Source organism: Pseudomonas sp. xss_2, from assembly GCF_043104195.1.
GTDB lineage: Bacteria > Pseudomonadota > Gammaproteobacteria > Pseudomonadales > Pseudomonadaceae > Aquipseudomonas > Aquipseudomonas urmiensis.
In genome coordinates this window covers 34,801-59,881 of record NZ_JBICKL010000057.1, presented here as the reverse complement: position 1 = coordinate 59,881, position 25,081 = coordinate 34,801, and the positions used below count along the sequence as shown (strand labels likewise).

At 65.7% G+C, this 25,081-nt stretch carries 3 protein-coding genes; all 3 read right to left on the bottom strand.

Features of this window, described 5'->3' with window-relative positions; all coding sequences use genetic code 11:
* Positions 1-33 precede the first annotated feature (33 nt).
* A complete protein-coding gene (locus ACF8K2_RS13790; RefSeq protein WP_392465295.1) occupies positions 34-10,437 on the bottom strand; it encodes an amino acid adenylation domain-containing protein in 10,404 nt (3,467 codons plus the stop codon).
* Between the two features lie 170 nt (positions 10,438-10,607).
* On the bottom strand, positions 10,608-18,494 hold the full coding sequence (locus tag ACF8K2_RS13785) for an amino acid adenylation domain-containing protein (RefSeq protein ID WP_392465294.1): 7,887 nt from the start codon (positions 18,492-18,494) through the stop codon (positions 10,608-10,610).
* A gap of 2 nt (positions 18,495-18,496) precedes the next feature.
* Complete coding sequence (locus ACF8K2_RS13780; protein WP_392465292.1) at positions 18,497-25,033, bottom strand: amino acid adenylation domain-containing protein; 6,537 nt, start codon at positions 25,031-25,033, stop codon at positions 18,497-18,499.
* Positions 25,034-25,081: the final 48 nt, after the last annotated feature.

The window sequence follows — 25,081 nt, the reverse complement described above, 5'->3', positions numbered from 1 at the left end:
GGCAGCCCCGTCAGCTCAAGTAACAGCAACAGTTCAGGCCTGGCCAGTGCTCGGCAAGCGCCTAAGGGCATGCTCCAGCGCGTCCAGCACGGCGGCGTCATGAGGAACCTGGAAGTGCCCGCAGGACAGCATTGGTGCCTGGTCCAGCGACTGCCCGAGCTGGGCGGCCAGCGCCGCACGCTCATCCTCACGGCCAGCGACCCACCAGCTGCGGGGCAGTACCTTGACCCCCTCGCACACCTGCAGCTCACGTGACAGGCGCTTGAGGGTGCGCGCGGTGAGGAACACTTGAAGCAGCTCCTCGACCCCCAAACCTGCGCCTTCGGGTACATCGCCAAGGGCCTGGACGATCAACTCACGGGCGCCAACCGCGCTCTCTTGACGCGGATCGCCGCGATCTACCGTACGCGCTGCCGGTAGCGTGGCCTGGAGCAGTTCGTTCAAGTCATCCAGCCAGTGATCCGCCTGCTGGGCGGATTCGCGGCTCGGCACGAAGCTGTCCAACAGCGCCAGCAATTGCACCTGTTCACCTTCGCCCTCCAGCTGCGCCGCCATCAACGCCGCCAAGGTGCCACCGAGCGACCACCCCAGCAGCCGGTATGGCCCTTGCGCCTGGCGCTCGCGCAGGCAGGCCACGTAGTCATGCGCCAAGGCCTGCAACGATGCCGCCTGCCAGCTTGCATCGAGCAGCTGCCGGGCCTGGATGCCGATCACCTGGCAGCGGCCGTTGAGTCGGCGTGCCAGTGGCTCGTAGTCGAACACCGTACCGAAGCCGGCATGCACGCAGAACAGCGGTGCCTGCCCAGCGACTTCGCCATTGAGCGACAACAGCGGCGTCTGCTTGCCAGAGGCGGCGGTGAGCTGGGCGATGCTTGGCTTTTGCATCAAGTCACGCAGACGCAGGCTGAAACCATGTTTCTTCAAGGCCCGCGACTTGGCCACCACCTGCATGCTGAGGATCGAGTCGCCACCGAGCTCGAAGAAGTTATCGGTGATACCGACCTGCTCGACCTTCAGCACTTGCTGCCAGATCTGCGCGATGGCCCGCTCCAGGTCGTTGCGCGGCGGGACATGCTCGCTGCGCGCCTCGATTGCCGGCAGCGCGTTGCGGTCCAGCTTGCCATTGGGGCTCAGTGGCAACTGCTCCAGTACCATCAGTTGGGCCGGCACCATGTACTCGGGCAACTCCCGCTTCAGCCGCTCGCGCAACTGCTCGGCAAGGTTGTCTTGAGCGTTGCCGACCAGGGTCACATAGCCCACCAGCTGTTTACCGCCCGGGCCGTCCCTGACCACCACTGCGGCCTGGCGCACCTCATCCATCTCGCTCAGGCGTGCCTCGATCTCACCCAGCTCGATGCGAAAACCCCGCACCTTGACCTGATTGTCCAAGCGCCCGAGGTAGTCGAAGGTGCCGTCAGGGCGCTGGCGCACCAGGTCGCCGGTGCGGTACAGGCGCTGCCCCGGGCTGTTCGGGTCGGCCACGAATCGCTCTGCGGTAAGCCCTGGACGATTCAGGTAACCCCGTGCCACGCCCACTCCGCCCAGATACAGCTCTCCGGCCACACCGGGCGGCAGTGGATTGAGATCGGCATCCATGACATAGCCGCTGCGCTGGCCGACCAGGTGGCCAATGGGCGCGTAGACTGCGCCGCAGGGTTGCTCAGGGCCGGCTTTCCAGATCAGCGGCGTGACCACGGTCTCGGTCGGCCCGTAGCCGTTGATGATGTAGCGCGGCCGGAGGAACTGGTGGGCCTGCTCATAGCTGGCCTGCGGCACCGCATCGCCACCGAAACAGTAGATGCGCATCGCGGGCGGGTTACCATCCTGGCGCACCTGCTCGATCAACTGCTGCAAATACACCGGCGGGAAGGCCGCTACGGTGACGCCATGGCGATGCATGGCCTGGCAGGTCTGCTCCGGCGTCCATAGCTCATCACCGCGCAGCAGCACGCTGGCGCCGTGGGTCAAGGCGGTCAGCCAGCGTTCATGGGCGCCATCGAAGGCAAACGACATGAACAATAGCTCGCAGTCCGCCGGCGTCATCTCGTAACGCTCGCCCACTGCCTGGCAGTGCATGGCCAACGCCCCCTGGCTGACCACCACGCCCTTGGGCATACCGGTGGAGCCGGAGGTATAGATCACGTAGGCCAGGTTCTCGGGATCGACCGTGACCTGCGGCGCATGCTCCGGCCATTGCTCAGCCGCGAAATCGTCCAGATCCAGGGTGTGCAGGGTCGCCACTTTCGGCAAGTGGGCGATGGCCGCAGACTCGCAAAGCAACAGGGCGATACCCGAATCCTGCATCAGGTAACTCAGGCGCTCCTTGGGGTAGGCGGTGTCGATCGGCACATAGGCCGCACCGGCCTTGAGCACCGCCAGCAACGCCACGATCAGTCGTTCACTGCGCTGCAAGGCAACCCCGACGCGAACTTCCGGGCCGACCCCTTCGGCGATCAAGGCATGGGCCAATTGGTTCGCCGCGCGATCGAGCTCGGCAAAGCTCAGGCTGCGCTGATCGACTTTGACCGCGGTGGCCGCGCCGTGTTGGGCTGCCCAATCCGCGATGCGCTGATGCACCAACTGCGCCGGCTGCGCGTGCTCGACCGGGGCCGGGTTCGCAGGTGCCTGAGCCAGCAACCCGAGGTTGCCCAGCGGCGCTTGCGCATCGAGGGTCAGCGCCTGCAACAGCGCCTCCATGTTCGCCCGGATACCTTCGACCGCCTCATCGCTGAAGCACTGGCGCAGGTACATGTACTCGATGATCAGTTGCTCCTCGACAATCACCATCAGGTCCATCGGGAAGTCAGTCAGGCCTGATCCGCCGACATCGCCGAACTGCAAGGTATCGTCCTGCCAATCACGCAGGGTGCGATCAAGCGGCTGGTTCTCGAAGACGATGATGCTGTCGAACAATGCCTGGCCACTGCGACCCGACCAGCGCTGCAGATCGCCCAGCGGCGTGTACTCGTGATCGCGCAGCTCCAAGTTGATCCGCTGCAGGTCTTGCAGCCACTGGCCGACCTGAGCTTGCGGGTCGACCTGGTGAATCACGGGCAAGGTGTTGATGAACAAGCCGAGCATGCTCTGCGCCCCCGGCAAGGCTGCAGGGCGTCCCGCCACGGTGGCGCCGAAGGTGACGCTGCGCTGGCCACTGTAGCGACTGAGCAGCAACAGCCAGGCGCCTTGCACCAGGGTGTTGAGGGTAATCCGCTGATCCTGGGCGAAGGCCTTCAACGCCTCGGTCTGCTGCTGGCTGAACCGGCTGTAGAGGGCGTGGTGTCCGCTGCCGCGCTCACCACTTGCGAAGGCGTCCGCCAGGTAGGTTGGCTCCTGCAGAGCGGCCAGTTGCTGGCGCCAGAATACCTCGCTGTGGCGCGGATCCTGCTGGCGCAACCAGCCGATGTAGTCGCGGTAGGGCACCACCTCGCCCAACGCCTGCCCCGAGTAGCAGGCGAGCACTTCGCCCATCAACTGCGAGGTGCTCCAGCCATCGAGCAGGATGTGGTGATAGGTCCAGATCAGTTGCTGACGATCCTCGCCCAGGCGCACCAGCAACAGGCGCTGCAGCGGCGGCTGGTCAAGATCGAAGCCACGCTGGCGCTCTTGCTCGGCCAGGGCTTTGAGGGCGTGCTCGGTATCGTCGCGCCCGCGCCAGTCCAGTTCGCGCAGCGGCACTGGCAGCTCGCGCAGGACGAACTGCAGCGGCTCGTCCAGGTCCTGCCAGAGGAAGCCGGTGCGCAGGATATCGTGGCGCGCCATCACCTGCTGCCACGCCTTTAGCAGACGCTCTGCCACCAGCCCTTGCACCGGTACGCTCAGCTGGTTGATGTAAAGCTCATCTTCGCGACTGGCGTTCAGGCTCAGGAACAGCATGCCCTGCTGCATCGGCGACAGGCTGTACAGCCCATCCACCTGCGCATGCTCAAGCGGCAGCGCTTGCACCTGGGCCTCGCTCAAGCAATGCAGGGCCACCGGCTGCTGGGCAACCTCGCGCCATTGGCTGACGCTGTCGGCCAACTGCTCGATGGTCTGCTTCAGGAACAGGTCGCGGGGGGCGATGTCCAGGCCCAATTGACGGGCCTGGCTGACCACCTGGATGGCGATGATCGAGTCACCGCCCAGGGCGAAGAAGTTGTCCTGGATACCGACCTGCGGCAGATCCAGCACCGTTTGCCAGATGTCCACCAACTGCTGTTCCAGCGGCGTACGCGGTGCCACGTGCGCGGCCCTGGCAGCACTGAAGTCCGCTGCCGGCAGCAGATTGCGCGCCAACTTGCCATTGGCCGTCACCGGCATGCTAGCCAGCAGCAACAGGTGCGCCGGCACCATGTAGTCGGGCAAGCCCTGAGCGAGGAACTGGCGCAGCGCCTCGCGCCATTGCCGCCCGGTCTCGCTGTCATCGGCGACCCGCTGCGGCTCGACTGGCACCAGGTAGGCGACCAACTGCTTGCCGCTCGGCCCGTCCTGGGCCAGCACCACCGCCTCGCGCACCTGCTCGTGCTCCATCAGGCGTGCCTCGATTTCCCCCAGTTCGATGCGCAGGCCGCGGATCTTCACCTGGTGGTCGATCCGCCCGACGTAGTCGATCACGCCGCCCTCGCGGTAGCGCGCCAGATCGCCAGTGCGGTACAGGCGGCCACCCTGGGCGTCGAAGGGGTTGGGGACAAAGCGCTCGGCAGTCAACGCCGCACGCCCATGATAACCCCGCGCCAGCCCCACACCGGCCAGGTACAGCTCACCATTGACCCCACGCGCTGCCGGGCACAGGTCGGGCTCGAGGATGTGCGTGCGCAGGTTATCGATCGGTTGGCCGATCGGCACGCTCGCGCCCTGCTTGCCGGCGCAGGTCCAGTGGGTCACATCGATTGCCGCCTCGGTCGGACCGTACAGGTTGTACAGGCCAGCCTGCGGCAAGCGCTCCAGGCATTGCTGGGCCAGCGGCGCCGACAACGCCTCACCGCTGCAGACCACCCGGCGCACGCTACGGCACCGCTCCACGCCTGTGCTGGCCATGAACGCCTGGAGCATCGACGGCACGAAATGCAGGGTAGTGACTCGATGGTCGATGATGGCCTGGCACAGCCGCTGCGGATCACGGTGGTCACCCGGCAGGGCAATGGCCAGGCGAGCACCGGTCATCAGCGGCCAGAAGAACTCCCAGACCGAAACATCGAAGCTGAACGGGGTTTTCTGCAGCACCGTGTCGCTGGCATCCAGGCCATAGGCGCGCTGCATCCACTGCAAACGGTTGAGCAAGGCCTCGTGGGTATTGCCAGCGCCTTTCGGTCGCCCGGTCGAACCCGAGGTGTAGATCACATAGGCCAGGTTGCCCGGCGCCAGCGTCAGCTGCGGTGAGCTGTCGGCATAGGCCGCCAGCCAGCCTGGCGGCTGGTCCAGGCACAGGCTACGTACCGTGCTCGGAATGGGCAGGCGCGCGACCAGCGCCTGCTGGGTCAGCAGCAGGCCGATGCCACTGTCCTGCATCATGTACGCCAGACGATCAGCGGGGTAATCCGGGTCCAGCGGCACATAGGCGCCGCCTGCCTTGAGCACGGCCAGCAAGCCGATCACCAACTCCAGGCTGCGCTCCAGCGCAACCCCCACCAGCACTTCCGGGCCAACCCCTTGTTCGCGCAGCTTGTGTGCCAGGCGGTTGGCGCGCTGATCGAGCTCGGCGTAGCTCAGGGTCTGCTCTGCGAACAGCAGCGCGGGCGCATGGGGATGGCGCTGGGCGTGGTCCTCGAACAGCTGATGGACCCAGCGCTCACCAGGATAGGCCACCTGGGTTCGGTTCCATTCGCCGACGATGCGCAGCTGTTCGGCCTCATCGAGCATCGGCAGTTGCACCACCGGCAGGTGCGGGTCGCGGCTCACCGCCTGCAGCAGGTTGCGCCAATGCCGCGCCATCTGCTCGATGGTCTGACGATCGTACAGTTCGGTGGCAAAGGTAAACGCCGCAGCAATGCCTGCGGCATGTTCGACGGTGTCCAGCGTCAGGTCGAACTGGGTGCTGTGCAGCGCCCAGTCCACCGCCTCGATACGCAGCCCACTGACCTCACGCGGCGCGCCCTTGGCCTCGGTCTGGTGGTTGAACATCACCTGGAACAATGGGCTGTGGTTGAGGCTGCGCTCCGGTTGCAGGGCATTGACCAACTGCTCGAAGGGCAGGTCCTGATGAGACTGGGCATCCACGGCCGTCTGGCGCACCTGTTCGAGCAGCTCGCTGAAGCGCTGGCGCAGGTGGAACTGGGCCTTGAGCACCTGGGTGTTGACGAAGAAGCCGACCACCCCCTCGGTTTCGCCCCGGGTGCGGTTGGCCACAGGCACCCCCACGCGGATATCCTGCTGCGCCGAATAGCGGTGCAACAAGGCCTGGAAGCTGGCCAGCAACAGCATGAACACCGTCACACCTTGGGCTCGCGCCTGGGCCTTGAGTGCCTGCACCAGTTCATCGTCGAGCACCAGCCGCACCTGGTCGCCCGCTCGACTCGGTTGCGCCGGGCGTGGACGGTCGGTCGGCAGCTCCAGCACCGGCTGCTGGTCACCCAACTGGCCCAGCCAGTAATCCAGCTGCCGCGCCTGCTCGCCGGCCTCCATCCACTGGCGCTGCCAGGCGGCGTAGTCGGCGTACTGTACCGCCAGCGCGGGCAAGCTGACCTCGCGGCCCTGGCTATAGCCCTGGTACAGGCTGACCAGTTCGTCGACCAGTACCGCCATTGACCAACCGTCGGTGATGATGTGGTGCAGGTTGAGCACCAACACGTGCTCCTGCGCGCCCAGACGCAGCAGGTCGACCCGCAGCAGCGGGCCGCGCTCCAGATCGAACGGCTGGCGGATCAGCGTTTCCACTGCCTCGCGCAGTCCATCGGCGGACACCTGCGCGTGGCCGATCTTCCACTCGAACGCCTGCGCTGCATGGATGACCTGGCGCACTTCGCCGGCCTCCTGGGCGAGGGTGGTGCGCAGGCTTTCGTGGCGCGCCAGCAGGGTCTGGAAGGCACGGCTGAGCGCAGCAAGGTCCAGCGCCCCTTGCAGGCGCAAGGCCGAGGCGATGTTGTAGGCGCTACTGTGCGGCTCCAATTGCCACAGCACCCATTGCCGTTGCTGGGCGTAGGACAGCGCCAGCGGCGCACCGCGCTCGAGCGCGACCATCGCCGGCTGTGCTTGGCTGCCAGCGGCGCGGGCGACCCGCTCGGCGAAGCCGGCCAGGTCCTGAGCCTCGAACAGGCTGCGCAGCGGCACTTCGATGGACAGTTGCTGACGCACCCGGCCGACCATCTGCGAGGCCAGCAGCGAATGGCCACCCAGCTCGAAGAAATTGTCGCCAAGGCCGACCTGCTCAACCTTGAGCACACTGGCCCAGATCGCCGCCAGCTGCTGCTCAAGGGGCGTACGCGGCGCCTGGTGCACACGCTGCTGACGACTGAGGTCGACCGCCGGCAGCGCCTTGCGGTCGAGCTTGCCATTGGGCGTCAGCGGCATGCATTCGAGGAACGTCAGGTAAGTCGGCACCATGTAGTCCGGCATCTGCCCCAGCGCATGGGTTCTGAGCGCCTGACGCAAGGCCTCCAGTTGTGCATCCTCAAGCTGCAAGGTGGCCGGATCATGCGCGACGATGTAGGCCGCCAGTTGCTTGCCCAGTGGCCCATCGACATCGATCACGGCAATCTCGCGCACGGCCTCGTGCGCCTGCAGACAGGCCTCGATTTCGCCAAGCTCGATGCGGAACCCGCGAATCTTCAGCTGATGGTCGATACGCCCCATGTACTCGAGCACACCGTCATCACGATAACGCACCAGATCACCCGTGCGGTACAGACGTCCGGCACCGAACGGATCCGGGATAAACCGCTCGGCGGTAAGGCCGGGGCGGTTCAGATAACCCCGTGCCAAGCCATCGCCACCGATGAACAATTCGCCGCTGACCCCCACCGGAACGGCCTCGAACTGGGCATCGAGAACATGGAAGGAGGTATTGCCGATCGGCCGTCCCAGCCACACCTGGTGGCTGTCGCTGACCCGTTCGAGCCCCGACCAGATGGTGGTTTCGGTCGGGCCGTAGAGGTTCCACACATGCCCAGCCTGGTCGATCAGGCGCTGGGCCAGTTCGCCGGTCAATGCCTCGCCGCCGCTGAGCAGTTTCTTGCCGCGCAGCGCTTGCGCCGGGGCGTTGTCCAAGAGCATGCGCCAGGTCGAGGGCGTCGCCTGGATGACGCTGACCGCCTGCTGCTCGATAACCTTGAGCAGGGCGAACGGGTCCTTGTTCTGCTGCTCGGCCAGCAGCACCACGCTGGCCCCATGCAGCAACGGCAGGTACAGCTCCAGCCCGGCAATGTCGAACGACAGCGAGGTCAGCGACAGCACACGATCGCTGGCGTCGATGCCGGGTTGCTCGGCCATGGTCCAGAGGAAGTTGACCAGCGCGCCATGCCGCACACTGACGCCCTTGGGCCGGCCGGTGGAGCCGGAGGTGTAGATGACGTAGGCCGGATTATCCGCGGCTACCTCGATGGCCAGGTTGTCGCCCGGCTTGTGCGCGAACTGCTCTGCCTGGCTGTCCAGGCACAGGCAGGTCACCTGCGCCGGTACCTGTAGCCTTGCCAGCACGGCGCTTTCGCTGAGCAGCAAGGCCAGGCCGCTGTCCTCCATCATGTAGGCAAGGCGTTCGCTCGGGTAATCGGGATCGAGCGGCACATAGGCGCCGCCTGCCTTGAAGATCGCCAGCAGGCCGATGATCATCCGCGGGCCGCGGGGCATCGCCACCCCCACCAGCACCTCAGGCCCCACGCCGTGCTCGCGCAGGGCGTGGGCCAACTGATTAGCGCGCAGGTTCAGCTCGGCGTAGCTCAGCGCCTGCTCGCCCCAGCGCAACGCCGTGGCATCCGGGGTGCGCTGCACCTGCTGCTCGAACAGGCGATAGACACTCTGCCCGGCCGGGTAGTCCATCGCCGTCTGGTTCCATTGCGCCGAGATCCGCTGGCGCTCGTCGTCTTCGAGCAGGGCCAACTCGATGACCCGCTGCGCCGGGTCACGACATACCGCCAACAGCAGGTTGCGCCAGTGGCGGCCCAACTGTTCGATGCGCGAGGCATCGAACAAGTCGGTGGCATAGGTCAGGGATGCAAACAGGCCGTCGGCATGCTCGCTGGTGTCCAGGGTCAGGTCGAACTGGGTGGTGCGTGAATCCCACTCCAAACCCGCCACATCAAGGCCGCTGACCTGCGCCTGGACGGCGCTGCTGCGCGTCTGGTGATTGAACATGACCTGGAACAGCGGGCTGTGGCTCATGCTGCGCTCGGGCTGCAACGCCTCGACCAACTGCTCGAACGGCAGGTCTTGATGGGTCTGGGCCTGCAGGGCGGTCTCGCGCACCTGCTGCAGGACATCGACAAAGCGGCTGTGCACGTCGAAGTCGGCCTTGAGCACCTGGGTATTGACGAAAAAGCCGATCAGCCCCTGGATCTCGCTGCGGTTGCGGTTAGCCACTGGCACCCCGACACGCACCTGCGGCTGGCCACTGTAACGGTGCAGGAGGGTCTGGAACGAGGCCAGCAGGAGCATGAACAAGGTCACCCCCTGCGCTTTGGCCAAGGCCTTGAGCGCCTGCAGCAGGTCGGCATCGATGTCGAGCGTGATCCGCTCGCCGCGGCCACTGGGCACCACCGGGCGGCTGCGGTTGGTGGGCAGGCTCAGTACCGGTTGCTCACCGCCGAGGGTGTCCTTCCAATAGGCAAGCTGGCGCTCCTGCTCGCCAGCTTCCATCCAGTTGCGCTGCCAGATGGCGTAGTCGGCATACTGCACCGCCAGCGCCGGCAGGTTGACCGCCCGGCCCTGGCTGAAGCCCTCGTAGAACTGCACCAGATCGTTGATCAGGATGGGCATCGACCAGCCATCGGCGGCGATGTGATGCACGCTCAGCACCAGCACATGCAGGTTGGCGGCCAGTGGCAGCAGATGCATACGCAGCAACGGCCCCTGCTCAAGGTCGAACGGCTGGCCGATGCACGCCTCGACCTGCTGCCTGAGCCCTTCGTCGGCAGCCTCAGGCGCAGCCGGCTGCAGTGGCTCGAGCTGCAGTTGGAAAGGCATCTGAGGATGGATGACCTGCACCACCCGTTCGCCGTCCTGGCGGAACGTCGTGCGCAACACCTCATGACGCTCGATCAGCGCCTGACAGGCGCGTTGCAAGGCTTGAGGGTCCAGTTCACCTGCCAGTTGCAGCGCCGCACCGATGTTGTAGGCGCCACTGCTCGGGTCCAGTTGCCAGAGAAACCATTGCCGTTCCTGGGCGTAGGACAACGGCGTAGGGTCGGCACTGTCACGGGCGAAGATGCGCGTGACCCCATAGAGGTTGACACCCTGCCGCTTGAGCAAGGCGGCCAGGGCCTTGCGCTCCCGTGACGACAATGACTCTACGGAATCGAGCAATGCTTGCACTAGAACATCTCCTACCAGGGCACCGGTCCCCGCCTGCGAGCCAACCAGCCCGCGACATGCCGACGATGCTGCCGAACAAATGAAAGAGCCGGACAGGAGCCGGCTCTGGGTGTACTGAAGTTGACGAGCCAGGCCAGGCCCAGGGTGGTTCCTGGGCCTGGCCAACCGCGCTACAGGGTCAACTCGTCAATCTCCTCTGCAGTAAGACGTTTCAAGGCTGCCAAGGATTTAGCCAACTCGTCCTGAATCGCCTCGCCATGTCCCTGCCGGGCCGCAACGACCTCGCTGAACGCCGCCAGCGTCGGCTGCTCGAACAACTCGCGCAGGCTGACTTCGGTACTCATCTGGTTGCCTATCCGGGCCACCACCTGGACCACCAGCAGCGAATGCCCGCCCAGCTCGAAGAAGTCGTCGTCAAGGCCGATGCGTTCGACCCCCAGCACCTCGCTCCAGATCTGTGCCAACTGCTGTTGCACGGCGGTGACCGGCGCCTGGTACTGCTGCTGCGAAGTGCTTGCATCCGGCGCTGGCAAGGCCTTGCGGTCAAGCTTGCCGTTGGCGGTCAACGGCAGGCTGTCGAGCATCACCCACAAGCCGGGGACCATGTAGCCCGGCAGGCTGCTGCGCAAGTGCTCGGCGAGCACGGCGCGCAGCTCCATCGTCTGCGCGCTCACCTGCCGGGGCACCCAATAGGCGACCAACTGCTTGCTGCCGGCCACCTGCACATCCACCACCACGGCGCTGTGCACCGCCTCGTGGGCCAGCAGTCGCGACTCGATCTCGCCCAGCTCGATCCGGTAACCGCGAATCTTCACCTGGAAGTCGGCCCGCCCTACGTACTCCAGCACCTGGCCATCGGCGCGCACCCGCGCCAGATCGCCGGTGCGATACAAGCGCTCACCCGGGCTGTGGCTGAACGGATCGGGCACGAAGCTCAAGGCCGTGCGCACCGGGTCGCCCAGGTAGCCGCGCCCTACCCCCACGCCGGCCACATGCAACTCGCCGGTAGCACGCGCCGGCATGGGTTCGAGCAGGTCGTTGAGCACGTACAGACGGTTGTGCTCGGTGGCCGTGCCGATCGGCAGATGCACCGACGGGGCATCATCGAGCACGCGGTACAGCGCCACGTCATCGGAACACTCGGCCGGCCCGTAGGCATTGACCAACTCGATCTGCGGATAGCGCTCGCGCCAGCGCCGGGCCAGGACCGGCGGCATGGCCTCGCCCGTGGTCAGCAGGTAGCGCAGGTTGGGCAGCGCACGGGCCGGCAGTTCCAGCATCGCCTGGATCATCGCCGGGACGCACTCAAGCACCGTCACCCCCGTGGCCTCGACCTGCTGCAACAATGCCTGTGGGTCCTGGGCGACAGCGTCGGGGAAGATCTCCACACGACAACCGCACAGCGCTGCCGTGAGCAACTGCCACACGCAGATGTCAAAACTCTGCGAGGCCGTCTGGGCGATGACGTCATGCTCTTGCAGCCCCAGATAGGGCAGCTTGCTCAACTGGTTGTTGAGCATGCCGGCCTGCTCCACCATCACCCCCTTGGGCACACCGGTCGAGCCGGAGGTGAAGATCACGTACGCCAGCAACTTGCCGGCTGCCTCAGGCAATGGCTTGAGTGGTGCACGCGAGGCGAGGGTCTGCACCTGCTCCCACACCAGCAGCGCCGGTGGCTGGTCCAGCTCGGCGAGCAGCGCTTGGGCCAACGGCGCGCAGCGCTGGTCGCAGACCAACAGCGCCGCGCCACTGAGGCCGAGCACCTCGCTCAGGCGCCGCAGCGGCAGCGACGGGTCCAGCGACAGGTAGCCCGCGCCGGCCTTGAACACACCGACGATCATGCCCAGCAGCGACAGGTCGCGCTCGCCCAACACCGCAACCAGGCCATCGGCGCCGACCCCAGCGGCCTGCAACCTCAGCGCCAGGCGGCTGGCCTGCGCATCCAACTCTGCATAGCTCCACTGGCGCCCACTGCAACGGGCTGCCGGCAGCTGCGGCACCCGCGCCACGGTAGCATCGAAGAGCCGCGCATAGCCCTGCTGCAGTGCTTGCGGCAAGGCCTCTGGGGTCACCCTGGCCTGCTCCTGAAGCCGCGCTGCTACCTGGTGGAAGTCCGCATCCAGCTGCTCGCTCAAGGCCAGCAACAGGGCCTGGAAGTCCGCCAGCAATACCGCGATGGTGTCGCCATCGAACAGGCGCTGGTCATACGACAGGTGCAGGCCCAGCACCTCTCCTGGATAGACCACCACCGTGATCGGGTAGTTGGTGTGGGTGCGCGAGCTGCCCGCCTTGACCTTCATGCTCGACGCCTGCGCACCGACGCTGGACTCCACCGGCGCGTTCTCGAACACGAACAGGCTGTCGAACAACGCCTGGCCACTGCCGATCTCGCTGCACGCCTGGATGTCGACCAGCGGCAAATGCTCGTGCTCACGCAGGTTCAGGTTGTATTCGAGCAGCGACTTGAGCCAAGCCTTGGCGCTCAGGCCTGCTTGCGCCCCTGGCAGTTTCACCCTGAGCGGGATGCTGTTGATGAACAGCCCCACCGTGGTCTGCATTTCTGGGAACTCGACCGGTCGGCCCGCCACAGTCACCCCGAACAGCACATCCCGATCACCGCTGTAGCGCTGTAGCAACAGCGCCCAGGCGCCTTGCACCAGGGTATTGACCGTCAGTTGCGCCGCCTGGGCGCGCTGCGCCAGCTGGGCACTTTGCTCACGGCTCAGGTACACCAGTTGGTCAGCGACGCTGCCCTGGGCCTGCTCGCGCGACGGCGCGCGGTCGAACGGCAGCGCGGTGGGACGCTCGAAGCCCGCCAGCTCCTGGCGCCAGAAGCCGCGCGAAGCGTCACGGTCCCAACGCTGCAACCAGGCGATGAAATCGCGGTAACGCGGCGGCGTCGGCAAGTGCACCGTCTGCCCGCCCAGCAAGCCCTGGTAGACCTTGAAGAATTCATCGACCACCCCCATCCGGCACCAGGCATCGAGCAGCACGTGGTGGTTGCTGAAGACAAAGCCGAAGCGGTCCGCCGCCAGCTGGATCAGGCGCAGGCGGAACGGCACTTCTTTGTCCATGGCAAAGCCGCGCTGCAACTCTTGTTCAAGCTCGGCCTGCAGCGCCGGCTCGTACTCGGCGGGCGACAGGTGGCGCCAGTCGAGCACCCGCAAGGCAGGCTCGGTACGCCGATGGACAATCTGCACCATGCGCTCGCCCAGGTCCCAGCAGAACGAGGTACGCAGGACATCATGGCGGGCGATGACCGTCTTCCAGGCCTGGTTGAAGGCGTCGATGTCGATAGCATGGTCGACTTGGTAGCAGTACTGCATCAGGTAGATACCCGACCCCGGTTCCAGCAGGGTGTGCATCAACAGCCCTTCCTGCATGGGCGACAAGGGGTAGATATCTTCGATGTCGCGCGCCGCCACCGGCAGGCGATCGAGTTGTGCCTGGCTCAGGCCGGCCAACGGGAAATCAGCCGGGGTCACGCCCTGGGCGCCATCTTCCAGGCAGTGCATGATCACCTCTTCCAGCGCCTGCTCAAGGGCGCGGGCCAAGCCCTGGATGGTCTCGGCGCGGTACATCTCGCGGCTATAGGTCCAGTCCAGACGCAGTTCGCCGTCATAGACCTGGCCGTTGACGCTGAGCCAGTTGCCCAGTGGTGCATCCTCGCCCTGGCTGCGCCCGGCGCTTTCCCCGGCAGGCACGAACAGCGCACCAGAGTCCTCGCTGAAGCTGCCATCGAACTGCCCCAGGTAGTTGAAGGTTATGCGTGGCTGGGCGACGCCGGCCAGCTGGCGAGCGAACTCGGCATCCCCCAGGTAGCGCAGCACCCCATAGCCAATCCCTTTGTTGGGCACCTGCCAGAGTTGCTGCTTGATGCGCTTGATGCTGTCGCCGACACTGCCTTGCGGGCTCAGGCGCACCGGGAACAAGCTGGTGAACCAGCCGACCGTGCGGCTCAGGTCCAGGTCGTCGAACAAGTCCTCACGGCCGTGGCCTTCGAGCTGAATGCTCACCGCTGGCTGTCCGCTCCATTGGCACAGTACGCGGGCCAAGGCGGTGAGCAGCAGGTCATTGACCTGGGTGCGATAGGCCGCCGGGGCAACCTTCAGCAGCTTGTGGGTCAGGGCCTTGTCCAGCCGCGAACTGGCATGGGCTGCTTCACGCAAAGTGGCAGCTGCGCCCGGGGTGTCGCAGGGGAACTGCGCATCCTCTTCACTCAAGGCTTGCAACCAATAGGTGCGTTCGGCCAGCAACGCATCGCTGCGCGCATACTCGGTCAGCCGCTGCGCCCACTGCCTGCAACTGGCAGAGCGCCCCGCCAGGCTGATCGGCTGGCCTTGGCTGGCCTGCTGATAGGCGCTTTGCAGGTCCTCGAGGAGGATCCTCCAGGACACCCCATCGACCACCAGGTGATGGATCGCCAGCAGCAGCCGCTGCTGACCGCCAGGCAGTTCGAACAGCACGGCCCTGACCAATTCGCCACGCTCCAGGCTGAGGCTGGCTTGGATCTGGGTGGCGTGCGCTTCGAGCGCCGACGGCTGGTTCAGCGTGACCACTTGCAACAAGGCTTCGATAGCCTGCCGACGTGGCTCGACCTGCCACTGGCGGTCATTGCAGGTGAAGCTCAGGCGCAAGGCTTCATGCTCGTTGAGCACTGCCGTCAGGGCCTGGTCCAGCGCGTTGGGCTGCAAGCGCTGCAATGGCGTGAGCAACACGGCCTGATTCCAGTGGTGGCGCTGTTCGATGGCGGTGTCGAAGAAGCGCGCCTGGATCGGCAACAGGGCGAGCGCCCCGCCCGCCTCTGGCGTTGCGACAGCGGCGGGCTTGGGCTTGTCTTGCACCAGCTTGGCCACCTGGGCCAACGCGGCGATGTTCTGCTTCTCGAACAATTGCTTGGGCGACAGCTTGATTCCCTGGCGCTTGGCCCGGGCGATGATCTGCAGGCTGAGGATGGAGTCGCCGCCCAGTTCGAAGAAGTTATCGCCCGTGCCGACTTGTTCCAGCTTGAGCACATCGGCCCAGATCGCGGCGAGCTTCTCTTCTATTTCACCGACCGGTGGCACGTAAGCCTTGCTGGCAATTTCCGGCTTGGGCAAGGCGCGTTTGTCGAGCTTGCCGTTGGCAGTCAGCGGCAGACGCTCAAGCAGTACGAGGTGGGCGGGCACCATGTAGTCAGGCAGGCGCGCTTGCAGTTGGCTGAGCAACTCAGTTGCCGAGCTCGCGGGGGCCACCACATAGGCGAGCAGTTGCAGACGCTCCGGGTCGCCCTCCAGCGCCATCGGCACGACCACCGCGTCCTGCACGCCGGGCAGGCCACGCAGCAACTCGCCGATCTCGCCGGGCTCGACCCGATAGCCACGGATCTTCACCTGCTCATCGGCGCGGCCAAGAAACTCCACCTTGCCCTGCTGCAAACGGGCACGGTCGCCAGCACGGTACAAACGCGTGCCCTGGCCGGTTGGGTCGGGGACAAATCGCTCGGCAGTCATCGCTGGCCGGCCCAGATAGCCCTGGGCCACACCCTTGCCGCCCAGATACAGCTCACCGGCAACCCGCTCGGCAACCGGGTTAAGCGCCGAATCGAGCAAGCACACATGGCTGTTGGGCAAGGGCTTGCCGACCGGCACGGTACGCGTACCGGGCTCAAGCTCGGTGAACTCGTGGCTGAGAATGCCGACAGTGGTTTCGGTAGGGCCATAGTGGTTGACCAGCCGGCAGTCAGGCCTGAGCTGAGCGACCTTTTCCACCAACGACCATGGACAGGCCTCGCCCCCGACGATCAACAGCTGGCGCGGCAGCACCTTCTGCGGCTCGCTGGCTTGCAGAAGCCCTTGCAGGTGGCTTGGGACGATTTTCAGTACATCGACCTGATGCTCGGCCATGTAGCCGGCAAACGCGTCCGGATCGAACGCGTGCTCGCGCGACAGCAGATGCAGCAGACGGCCACCCGCCAGCGCCCCGAACAGCACGGTATGGCCCAGGTCGGCGGCCACGGTGGAAACCATCGCCATGCTGGCGCCCGCTGGCAGCTGCAAGCGCTGCTCGATGCCCTGCACGTAGTTGGCCAGGGTGCCATGCGCCACCACCACGCCCTTGGGCTGGCCGGTGGAGCCTGAGGTGTAGATCACATAGGCCGGCTGGGCAGGCACCACGGCGGTATCGAGCGGCGTATCCGGGCAATGCCGCCAGGCGTCAGGAGCGAATGGCAACGCAGGGCAAGCCTCGAAACCGCTCAGGGCAACCTGCGGATCTTGCAGCAGCAGGACCGCACCACTGTCGCCGACCAGCTGCGCCAGCCGTTCGACTGGCTGGGCGCTGTCCAGCGGCAGGAACGCGGCGCCGACCTTGAGCACCGCCAGCAAGCTGATCACCCATTCGACCGAGCGCTCCTGGCACAGGGCAACCAGGTCACCCGGTGCCACCCCCAGGGTTTGCAGATGGTGGGCCAGCTGGTTGGACTGCCGGTCAAGCTCGCTGTAGCTCAGTTGCTGGGCGCCCGCACGCACTGCGGGTCGCTCGCCAGCGCCCTGCACCGCCTGGCGCCACAGGGCCAGGACGTCTTCACAGGGGAACTCGGCCTGCTCACCTGGCAGCAGTGCCTGCTGGCCTTCGGTATGAGCTAGCAAGCGGCTGGAGGGGGTATCGACCAGGCGCTGCAGCAGCGCATGCAGCGCGCCGACCATGCGTTCGATCGTGCTGGCCTTGAACAGGTCGGTGGCATAGGTGAAGTACGCCTGGATCTGTTCGCCGCTGTCGGTAAAGTCGAAGGCCAGGTCGAACCGGGCGTCGGCGCCGCTCAGTGGATACTCTTCTACGCTCAGGCCGCTGAGGGTCTTGCTCTGCTCGCTGCCAGCCGCCTCGCCAGCGACATTCTGGTTGAGCTTGAACTGGAACAGCGGGTTATGGCTCAGGTTACGCTCAGGGGCCAGCGCATCGACCAACTGCTCGAAAGGCAGCTCCTGGTGCGACTGGGCCTCGGCTACCACTTGCCGGACCTGCTCGAGCAGGCCGTCGAAGGTCGCCTGTTCATCGACCTGGACCCGCAGCACTTGGGTATTGATGAAAAAGCCAATCAGGCCTTCGAGGTCTTTGCGATTACGCCCAGCGTTGGGCACGCCGATGCGAATGTCGTCCTGACCGCTGTAACGCGACAGCACCACCGCCAGCGCCCCGAGCAGGACCATGAACACCGTCTGCCCCTTGCTCTGGGCCAGGCTGCGCAGCGCGCTGGAGAGTGCCGGCGGCAGGTCGGCGCGGACCACCGCGCCTTGATAGCTGGGCTGAGCCGGGCGTGGAAAGTCCAGCGGCAGGTCCAACAGCGGCTGTTCGCTGCCCAGCTGCGCCTGCCAGTACTGCAACTGCCGCTCGCCTTCGCCCGCTTCGAGCCAGGCGCGCTGCCAGATCGCATAGTCGGCGTACTGAATCGCCAGCGGCTCGGGGTTGACCGGCTGGCCGGCGACCAAGGCATCGTAGAACGAGACGAAGGTCTGCACCATCAGTTCACTGGACCAGCCGTCACTGATGATGTGATGCATGCACACCGTCAATACATGATGGCTGGCGTCGACCTGGAACAGCTTGACCCGCAGCAAGGGCTCATTGAACAGGTCGAACGGACGGCGCAGCTCGTCGCGTACCAAAGTATCCAGGTCAGCTGCGGCCACCTTGACCTGCGCCAGGGGCACCGGCGACTGGTCGAGGATCTGCTGGTAGCATTCGCCCTCCTCCATTACCAGCCGGGTGCGCAGGGTCTCATGGCGTTGCACCAGCAACTCCAGGGCCTTGGCCATGGCCGCAACGTCCAGCTCACCTTCCAGACGTACCGCCATCGGCACATTATAGAAAGCGCTGGTCGGCTCCAGTTGCCAGAGGAACATCAGCCGTTGCTGGGCATACGACAGCGGGATCCGCGCGACCTCGTGGCGGGTGGTGGCGATCGGCAGCAGCTTGAAGCTCTGGCCACTGGCGCTCATCTTGTCGAGCACCTGACGACGTTGCTCCAGCGGCAGTGCGACGAAGCGCTTGGCAATTCGTTCAGCAGTTGTCTTGTCCATGGTCAAGCCTCCGTCAATTCATTCATCAGTTGCTCGATATCGGCGAGGCCTTCTTCGCTCAGGGACTGGCCCGCGCTTTCCAGCGCCAGGGCAAATGCCCCCAGTAGCGGGGTTTCGAAGATGAGGCGGATCGGCATATCGATGCCCAATTGGCTGTTGATACGTGAGATGGCCTGGGCCGCCAGCAGCGAATGGCCGCCCAGTTCGAAGAAGTTGTCGTCCAGCCCGACGCGCTCGACGCGCAGCACATCGGCCCAGATCGCCGCCACCTGCTGTTCGGTGGCGGTCTGCGGGGGCACATAGCGGGCCTGCAGCTGGGTCAGGTCGGGTCGCGGCAAGGCCTTGCGGTCAAGCTTGCCGTTCGGGCTCAGCGGCAGTTCTGCCAGCCAGATCAGGCAGGCCGGGACCATGTAGTCCGGCAAGCTGCCCTGCAGCTGCGCGCGCAACTCTGCCAGCAGCGCCTGCTGGGTCTGCGCGTCGGCCTGGGCCACGGCAGGGTCGGCAGGCACCAGATAGGCGACCAGTTGCTTGCCCAGGGCACCCTCGATGTCGATCACCAGCGCGTCGCGCACACGCTCATGCTCGATCAGGCGCGCGCCAACCTCGCCCAGCTCGATGCGAAAACCGCGGATCTTGACTTGATGATCGATGCGCCCGGCGTATTCGATGCTGCCCTGCTCCAGGTAGCGAGACAGATCGCCGGAGCGGTACAAACGGCTGCCGTCGGCGCCGAACGGATCAGGGATGAAGCGCTCGGCAGTCAGTGCGGGGCGACGGTGATAACCCCTTGCCAGCAGATCGCCGCCAATCATCAACTCACCAATGGCGCCGTTGAGTACCGTGCCGCCACTGTTGTCCAGTAGGTGGATGGAGCGTCCGGCCAGTACCGCACCGATCGGCATGACCGACGGCAACGCAGGCGCCGGATCACCCAGATAAGGCGTGCAGTCGTGGGCGGTGACCGTGACCGTTGCCTCGGTCGGGCCATAAGTGTTGAGCAGGTGCACATGCCCCAGGCCTGCCGCTTTCCACGCCGCCAGCCCCTCTGGCGGCATAGCTTCGCCACCGGCATGGAACTGATGCAGCCGCCCGTAATCGCGCGGCCCATGCTCGGCGAAGTCTTTGGCAAGCATGAACCAGTAGGCCGTGGTGACGTCCACCACGCTGATGTCGTTGGCGATCAGCTCGCGGTAGAAGCGCTCGCTGTCCCACAGCTCAGGACCACGGATGACCACCGAGGCGCCACAGATCAGCGCCGGATACAACTGCTCGACGAAGCCGTCGAAGTTGAACGTGGCGAACTGCAGGATCCGATCGCGGGCTGTGAGATTGAAAAAGCCCAACGACACGTGCGCATGCTGGCTCAACGCACCCTGGCTGATCGCCACGCCTTTGGGGCGGCCGGTGGAGCCTGAGGTGTACATCACATAGGCCAGCGAAGCCGGCTCGATCAGCACGCTCGGGTTGGTTTCGATGGCGCCCTCGAAGGGCTGATCCAGGCACAGTCGAGTGACCCCAGCGGGCACCGGCAAACGCTCGCTCAGGGCAGTTTGGGTGAGCAGCAAGGCCAGGCCACTGTCTTCGATCATGTAGGCCAGGCGCTCGGCCGGGTAATCAGGATCCAGCGGCACATAGGCCGCGCCGACCTTGAGGATCGCCAGCAGCCCGGCGACCATCTCCAGGCCCCGCTCCAGCGCCACTCCGACCAGCACCTCAGGGCCTGCGCCCAAGGCCTGCAGGCGGTGGGCCAGGCGGTTGGCGCGCCGGTTGAGTTCGGCATAGCTCCAGTGCTGGCCATCATGCAGCACGGCGATGGCGTCGGGGGTCTGCGCGACCTGCGCCTGGAAGCGGTGCGCCAACGCGGTGTCGAGCAAGGGCCCGGCCGGCCCCTGCGACCACTGTTGCTCAACCACCCGGCGCTCCTGCGGCGAGGCCAGGGCCAAGCGGTCCAGACTCGCTTGAGGCGCGACCACTAGGGCCTGCAGCAGGTTCAGCCAGTGCTCGCCCATCCGCTCGATACGGGCCCGGTCGAACAAGTCGCAGGCATAGGTGAAGGTTGCCAGCACGCCGTCGGAACGTTCCACGGTATCGAGCGATACATCGAACTGCGAACTGCCCTCGTCCAGGTCGACCTCCTCGACCACCAGGCCATCCAGGCTCTGGCCGGTGACCTGCTCGCCGAGGTCGCGCAGGTGGTTGTACATCACCTGGAACAAGGGGTTGTGGCCCAGCCCGCGCTCAGGCTGCAAGGCTTCGACCAACGCATCGAACGGTACGTCCTTGTTGGCCTGGGCCTGCAGGCTGGCTTCTTTGGTCTGGGCCAGCAACTGCTCGAAGCTGGTGCTGTAGTCCACCTCCAGGCGCAATACCAGGGTGTTGACGAAGAAGCCGATCAAGCCCTCGAGCTCCAGCCGGTTACGGTTGGTCATCGGCACGCCGATGTTGATCTTCTCACTGGCACTGTAACGGGCCAGCAGCAGCGCGAACGAGGCCAGGAAGACATGGAACAAGGTGGCATTGCCGGCCACCGCCAGCTGACGCAAGCCTGCGGTCAATGCGCCGGGCAGGTGAATGTCCAGCCGCCCGCCCCGATAGCTCTGCACCGCCGGGCGCGGTCGGTCTGCCGGCAGCTGCAACACGCTGAAGTCATCCTCCAGGCGTGCTTTCCAGTAACCGAGCTGATCCTCCATCTGCCCTTCGCCAAGCCGCTCGCGCTGCCAGCTGGCATAGTCGGCGTACTGCACCGGCAGGGCTGCGAACAGCGGCAGCGGCGCGCCCTTGGCATGGTGGTTGTAGAGCGCAATACACTCGCGAACCATGATGCCCATCGACCAGCCGTCAGAAACGATATGGTGCAAGGTCAGCAGCAACAGGTGCTCATCGGCGTCGACTTGATAGAGCTTGACCCGTATTAGCGGCCCTGCGGCCAGATCGAACGGACGCTGGATCTCGGCCTGCAAGAGCGCGGTCAGCGCCTCGTCCGGCAACTGGCCAAGCCACTGCTGCTCAAGCTTGACCTCAAGTTGCTCGCTGATGCGCAGGCCCGGCACCCCTTGGTGCTCTTCGAAGCGGGTGCGCAGGGCTTCATGGCGCTGTACCAGCGCATTGATGGCAGCGCTCAACGCGCCTGGGTCCAACGCGCCGCGAATGCGCACCACCATGGGGGTGTGATACGCCGAGCTGTGCGGATGAATTTTCCAGAACAGCCACTGCCGGTACTGGGCATGGGACACCGGCAGCACCTGGTCGCGCGCCAAGCTGATGATCGGCGCATCGCTGACCTGGCCGAGTGCTGCGACCGCCTCGCTGAAGCGGCGCAGATCGCCAGTGTCGAACAACAGCCGCAACGGGATATCGATCCCCAGCTGGCGCCGGGCACGGGAGACGATCTGCGTGGCCATCAACGAATGGCCGCCCAAGGCGAAGAAATTGTCGCCCAGCCCAACCTGCTCGACCGCCAATACCTCCCGCCACAGACCTGCCAGGCCGATCTGCAATGGGCTGACGGGCGGCTCATAGTGTGGCGCCCGGCACTCCTGCTCCGGCTGCGGCAAACGGGCCAGGTCGACCTTGCCATTGGCGGTCAGCGGCAGGCTGTCGAGAAACAGCACGCGCGCGGGAATCATGTGCTCCGGCACGGTCGCCTTGAGCGCCCGCTGCAGGCTGTCCTGCGCCGTGGCGTGATCGGCGCTGCGCTGCACCAGCAAAGGCGCGACCACGTAGGCGATCAGTTGCAACTCATTGGCCTGGGCCCGCGGTCGAACCAGGGCTTTTTCGACGCCTTCAAGCCCCTGCAGACAGGCCTCGACTTCACCCGGCTCGACCCGATAACCACGGATCTTGATTTGCTGATCACGCCGGCCGACGTACAACAGGCGCCCCTCGCGATCACGGCTTACCGCATCACCGCTGCGGTACATGCGCGCCCCTAGCGCGCCCGACGGATCTGGCACGAAGCGTTCCGCAGTCAAGCCCGGGCGGCCGATGTAACCACGGGCAAGACCGGCCCCGGAAATGCACAGCTCGCCTTTGGCCTGACCCGGTGCGGTCTGCAGCGATGCATCGAGGACCTGCACACGGCTGTTGAGCAACGGCGTGCCCAGCTGGGCGACTTGCCCCGGCAGCAGCTCGGCGGTCAGCACACCGACGGTGGTTTCGGTCGGACCATAGTGATTGATGATCTTCAGCTCAGGGCGCAACGCGGCGATCCGCGACAACAGCGCCGCTGGGCAGGCCTCACCCCCCAGGACCAGGCAGCGCTGCGGCAGTACCCGCGCATCGCCACAGGCATCGAGCAATGCCCCCAGGTGCGAGGGCACGATTTTCAGGGCGTCGATAGCTTGATCATCGAGGTAGCTGGCAAAGCCATCGGCGTCCAGCACCGCATCACGTTGCAGCAGGTGCAGGGTCTTACCCGTGCTCAATGCGCCAAACAGCATGGTATGGCCGAGGTCGGCGGCGGGCGTGGAGATCATCGCCAGCTGTTCGAGCGTAGCCAAGGGCAGGCGCTCGGCCAAGCCATCGAGGTAATTGGCCAAGGCCGCATGGGACACGCCCACGCCCTTCGGCGTGCCCGTGGTGCCTGAGGTGTAGATGATGTAGGCAAGGTTGTCGCCCTGCACCGACGCCGGTGCCTGCAGCGCAGGCGCCTGATCTGGGCAAGGCGCATCGAACGCCACTTGCCGCACCTGTGGGCCAAGGTTGTCCATGCCGCCCTGCGGCCCCACGACCAGGGATATGCCGGCGTCACCCAGCATGAACGCCAGACGCTGTCCAGGCTGGCCCGGCTCCAGCGGCACATACGCAGCGCCCGCCTTGAGAATCGCCAGCAGGCCAACTAGCATGTCGACCGAGCGATCAGCCCACAGCCCCACCGCCTGCTCGCTACCCACCCCCAGCGCCTGGAGTTCAAGGCGCAGCGCTTCGGCGCGCAGCTCCAGCTGCTGATAGCTCAACGAGCCGTGACTGCTGATGGCCGCGAGGCGATCCGGGTGCGCCGCCGCCGCTTGGGCGAAGCGCTGATGAACCGGCAGCGGCGCGGCTCGCTCGATCGACGGCAGCGGCACTGGCGCAGCGGCCAGCGGCCAATCGCCAAGCGCCGAGCCGTCATCCTGGCTGAGCGCGGCCAGCAGGCGCAGCCAGTCCTGGCTCATGCCGGCGATGGTTGCCTGGTCGAACAGGTCAAGGGCATAACTGAAGGCCGCGCGCAGCTCCCCAGCCACTTCCACGGTGTCCAGCGTCAGGTCGAAACGGGCGATGTTCTTGCGCAGGTCGAGCTTCTCCAGAACCAGGCCGGAGCCGGTCTGGATGGCGCCTACGTCGGCCACCTGCGCTTGATGGTTGAACAGCACCTGGAACAACGGGCCATGGGCCGAGTTGCGCTCCACCCCCAGCACTTCGACCAACTTGTCGAAGGGCACGTCCTGGTGGGCCTGGGCCTGGGTCGCGCACTGGCGAACCTGGCCCAGCAACTGGGCGGTATCATGGGTCGGATCCATGCGGGTCTGCAGGACCTGAGTATTGATGAAGCAACCGATCAGCCCTTCCACTTCGCTGCGATTGCGGTTGGCGATCGGCACCCCGACGCGCACCGTGTCATGCCCGCCGTAGCGATACAGCAAGGTCTTGAAGGCTGCCAGCAGCACCACGAACAAGGTGACGTTGTGGCGCTTGGCGAGGGTCTTGAGGCGCTCGGCCAGGTCCGCTTCGATCGCCACCTCCAAGCGCTCGCCACGATGACTGGGGCGGGCTGGCCGCGGACGATCGCTGGGCAGTTGCAGGACGGGATGCTCGTCGCCAAGGTGCGCCAGCCAATAGCCCAGCTGACGCTCCTGCTCACCGGCCTCCAGCCAGCTGCGCTGCCACAGGGCAAAGTCGCGGTACTGGATGTCCAGCGCGGCCAGGGCCGGTGCGGTCCCGGCGCTAGCCGCATCGTACAGTCTGACCAGTTCGTCGATCAGGATGCCCAGCGACCAGCCATCGGCAATGATGTGGTGCAGGGTGATCAGCAACAAATGCTCCTGCTCGCCGATGCGCAGCAGACGCACGCGCATCAGCGGCCCATTGACCAGATCGAATGGCGCTGCCGATTCTTCCGCGCAGGTCGACTCGATGCGCTGTTGCTGCGCCTGGCCTTGCATGTGGCCAAGGTCCAGCAGCTGGACCGCGACCTGCAGATGCGCCTGTACACACTGGCGCACCTGGTCATCGGCTTCGCGAAACACCGTGCGCAGCGCCTCGTGGCGCTGGACCAGAGTGTCGATGGCGCTTTGCAGGGCGGGCACGTCGAGCACGCCGCGCAGCTTGACCGCCAGGGGCAGGTTGTAGGCGCCGCTGTGCGGATCGAGCTGCCAGGCGAACCACATGCGCTGCTGGGCGTAGGACAGGCTGTCGCGGGCCGGCACCTGCACCCCCGCCGCGATCGGCAGGAGGGCGAAATCCACCCCCTCGCCCTTCATCGCATCCAGGAACAGACGACGCTTGCCAGCGGGCAGCTCGATGAAGCGTCGAGCCAGTTTGAGTGAATCTTGGGCATTCATACTGTCGGTCCTTACTGATCTGCGGCTCGGCCTTGGGCAAAGCGTTTT

Bases quoted from the DNA above. Each gene is read 5' to 3' on its own strand.
- ACF8K2_RS13780 (WP_392465292.1), bottom strand. From the start codon at position 25,033: ATGAATGCCCAAGATTCACTCAAACTGGCTCGACGCTTCATCGAGCTG.
- ACF8K2_RS13785 (WP_392465294.1), bottom strand. From the start codon at position 18,494: ATGGACAAGACAACTGCTGAACGAATTGCCAAGCGCTTCGTCGCACTG.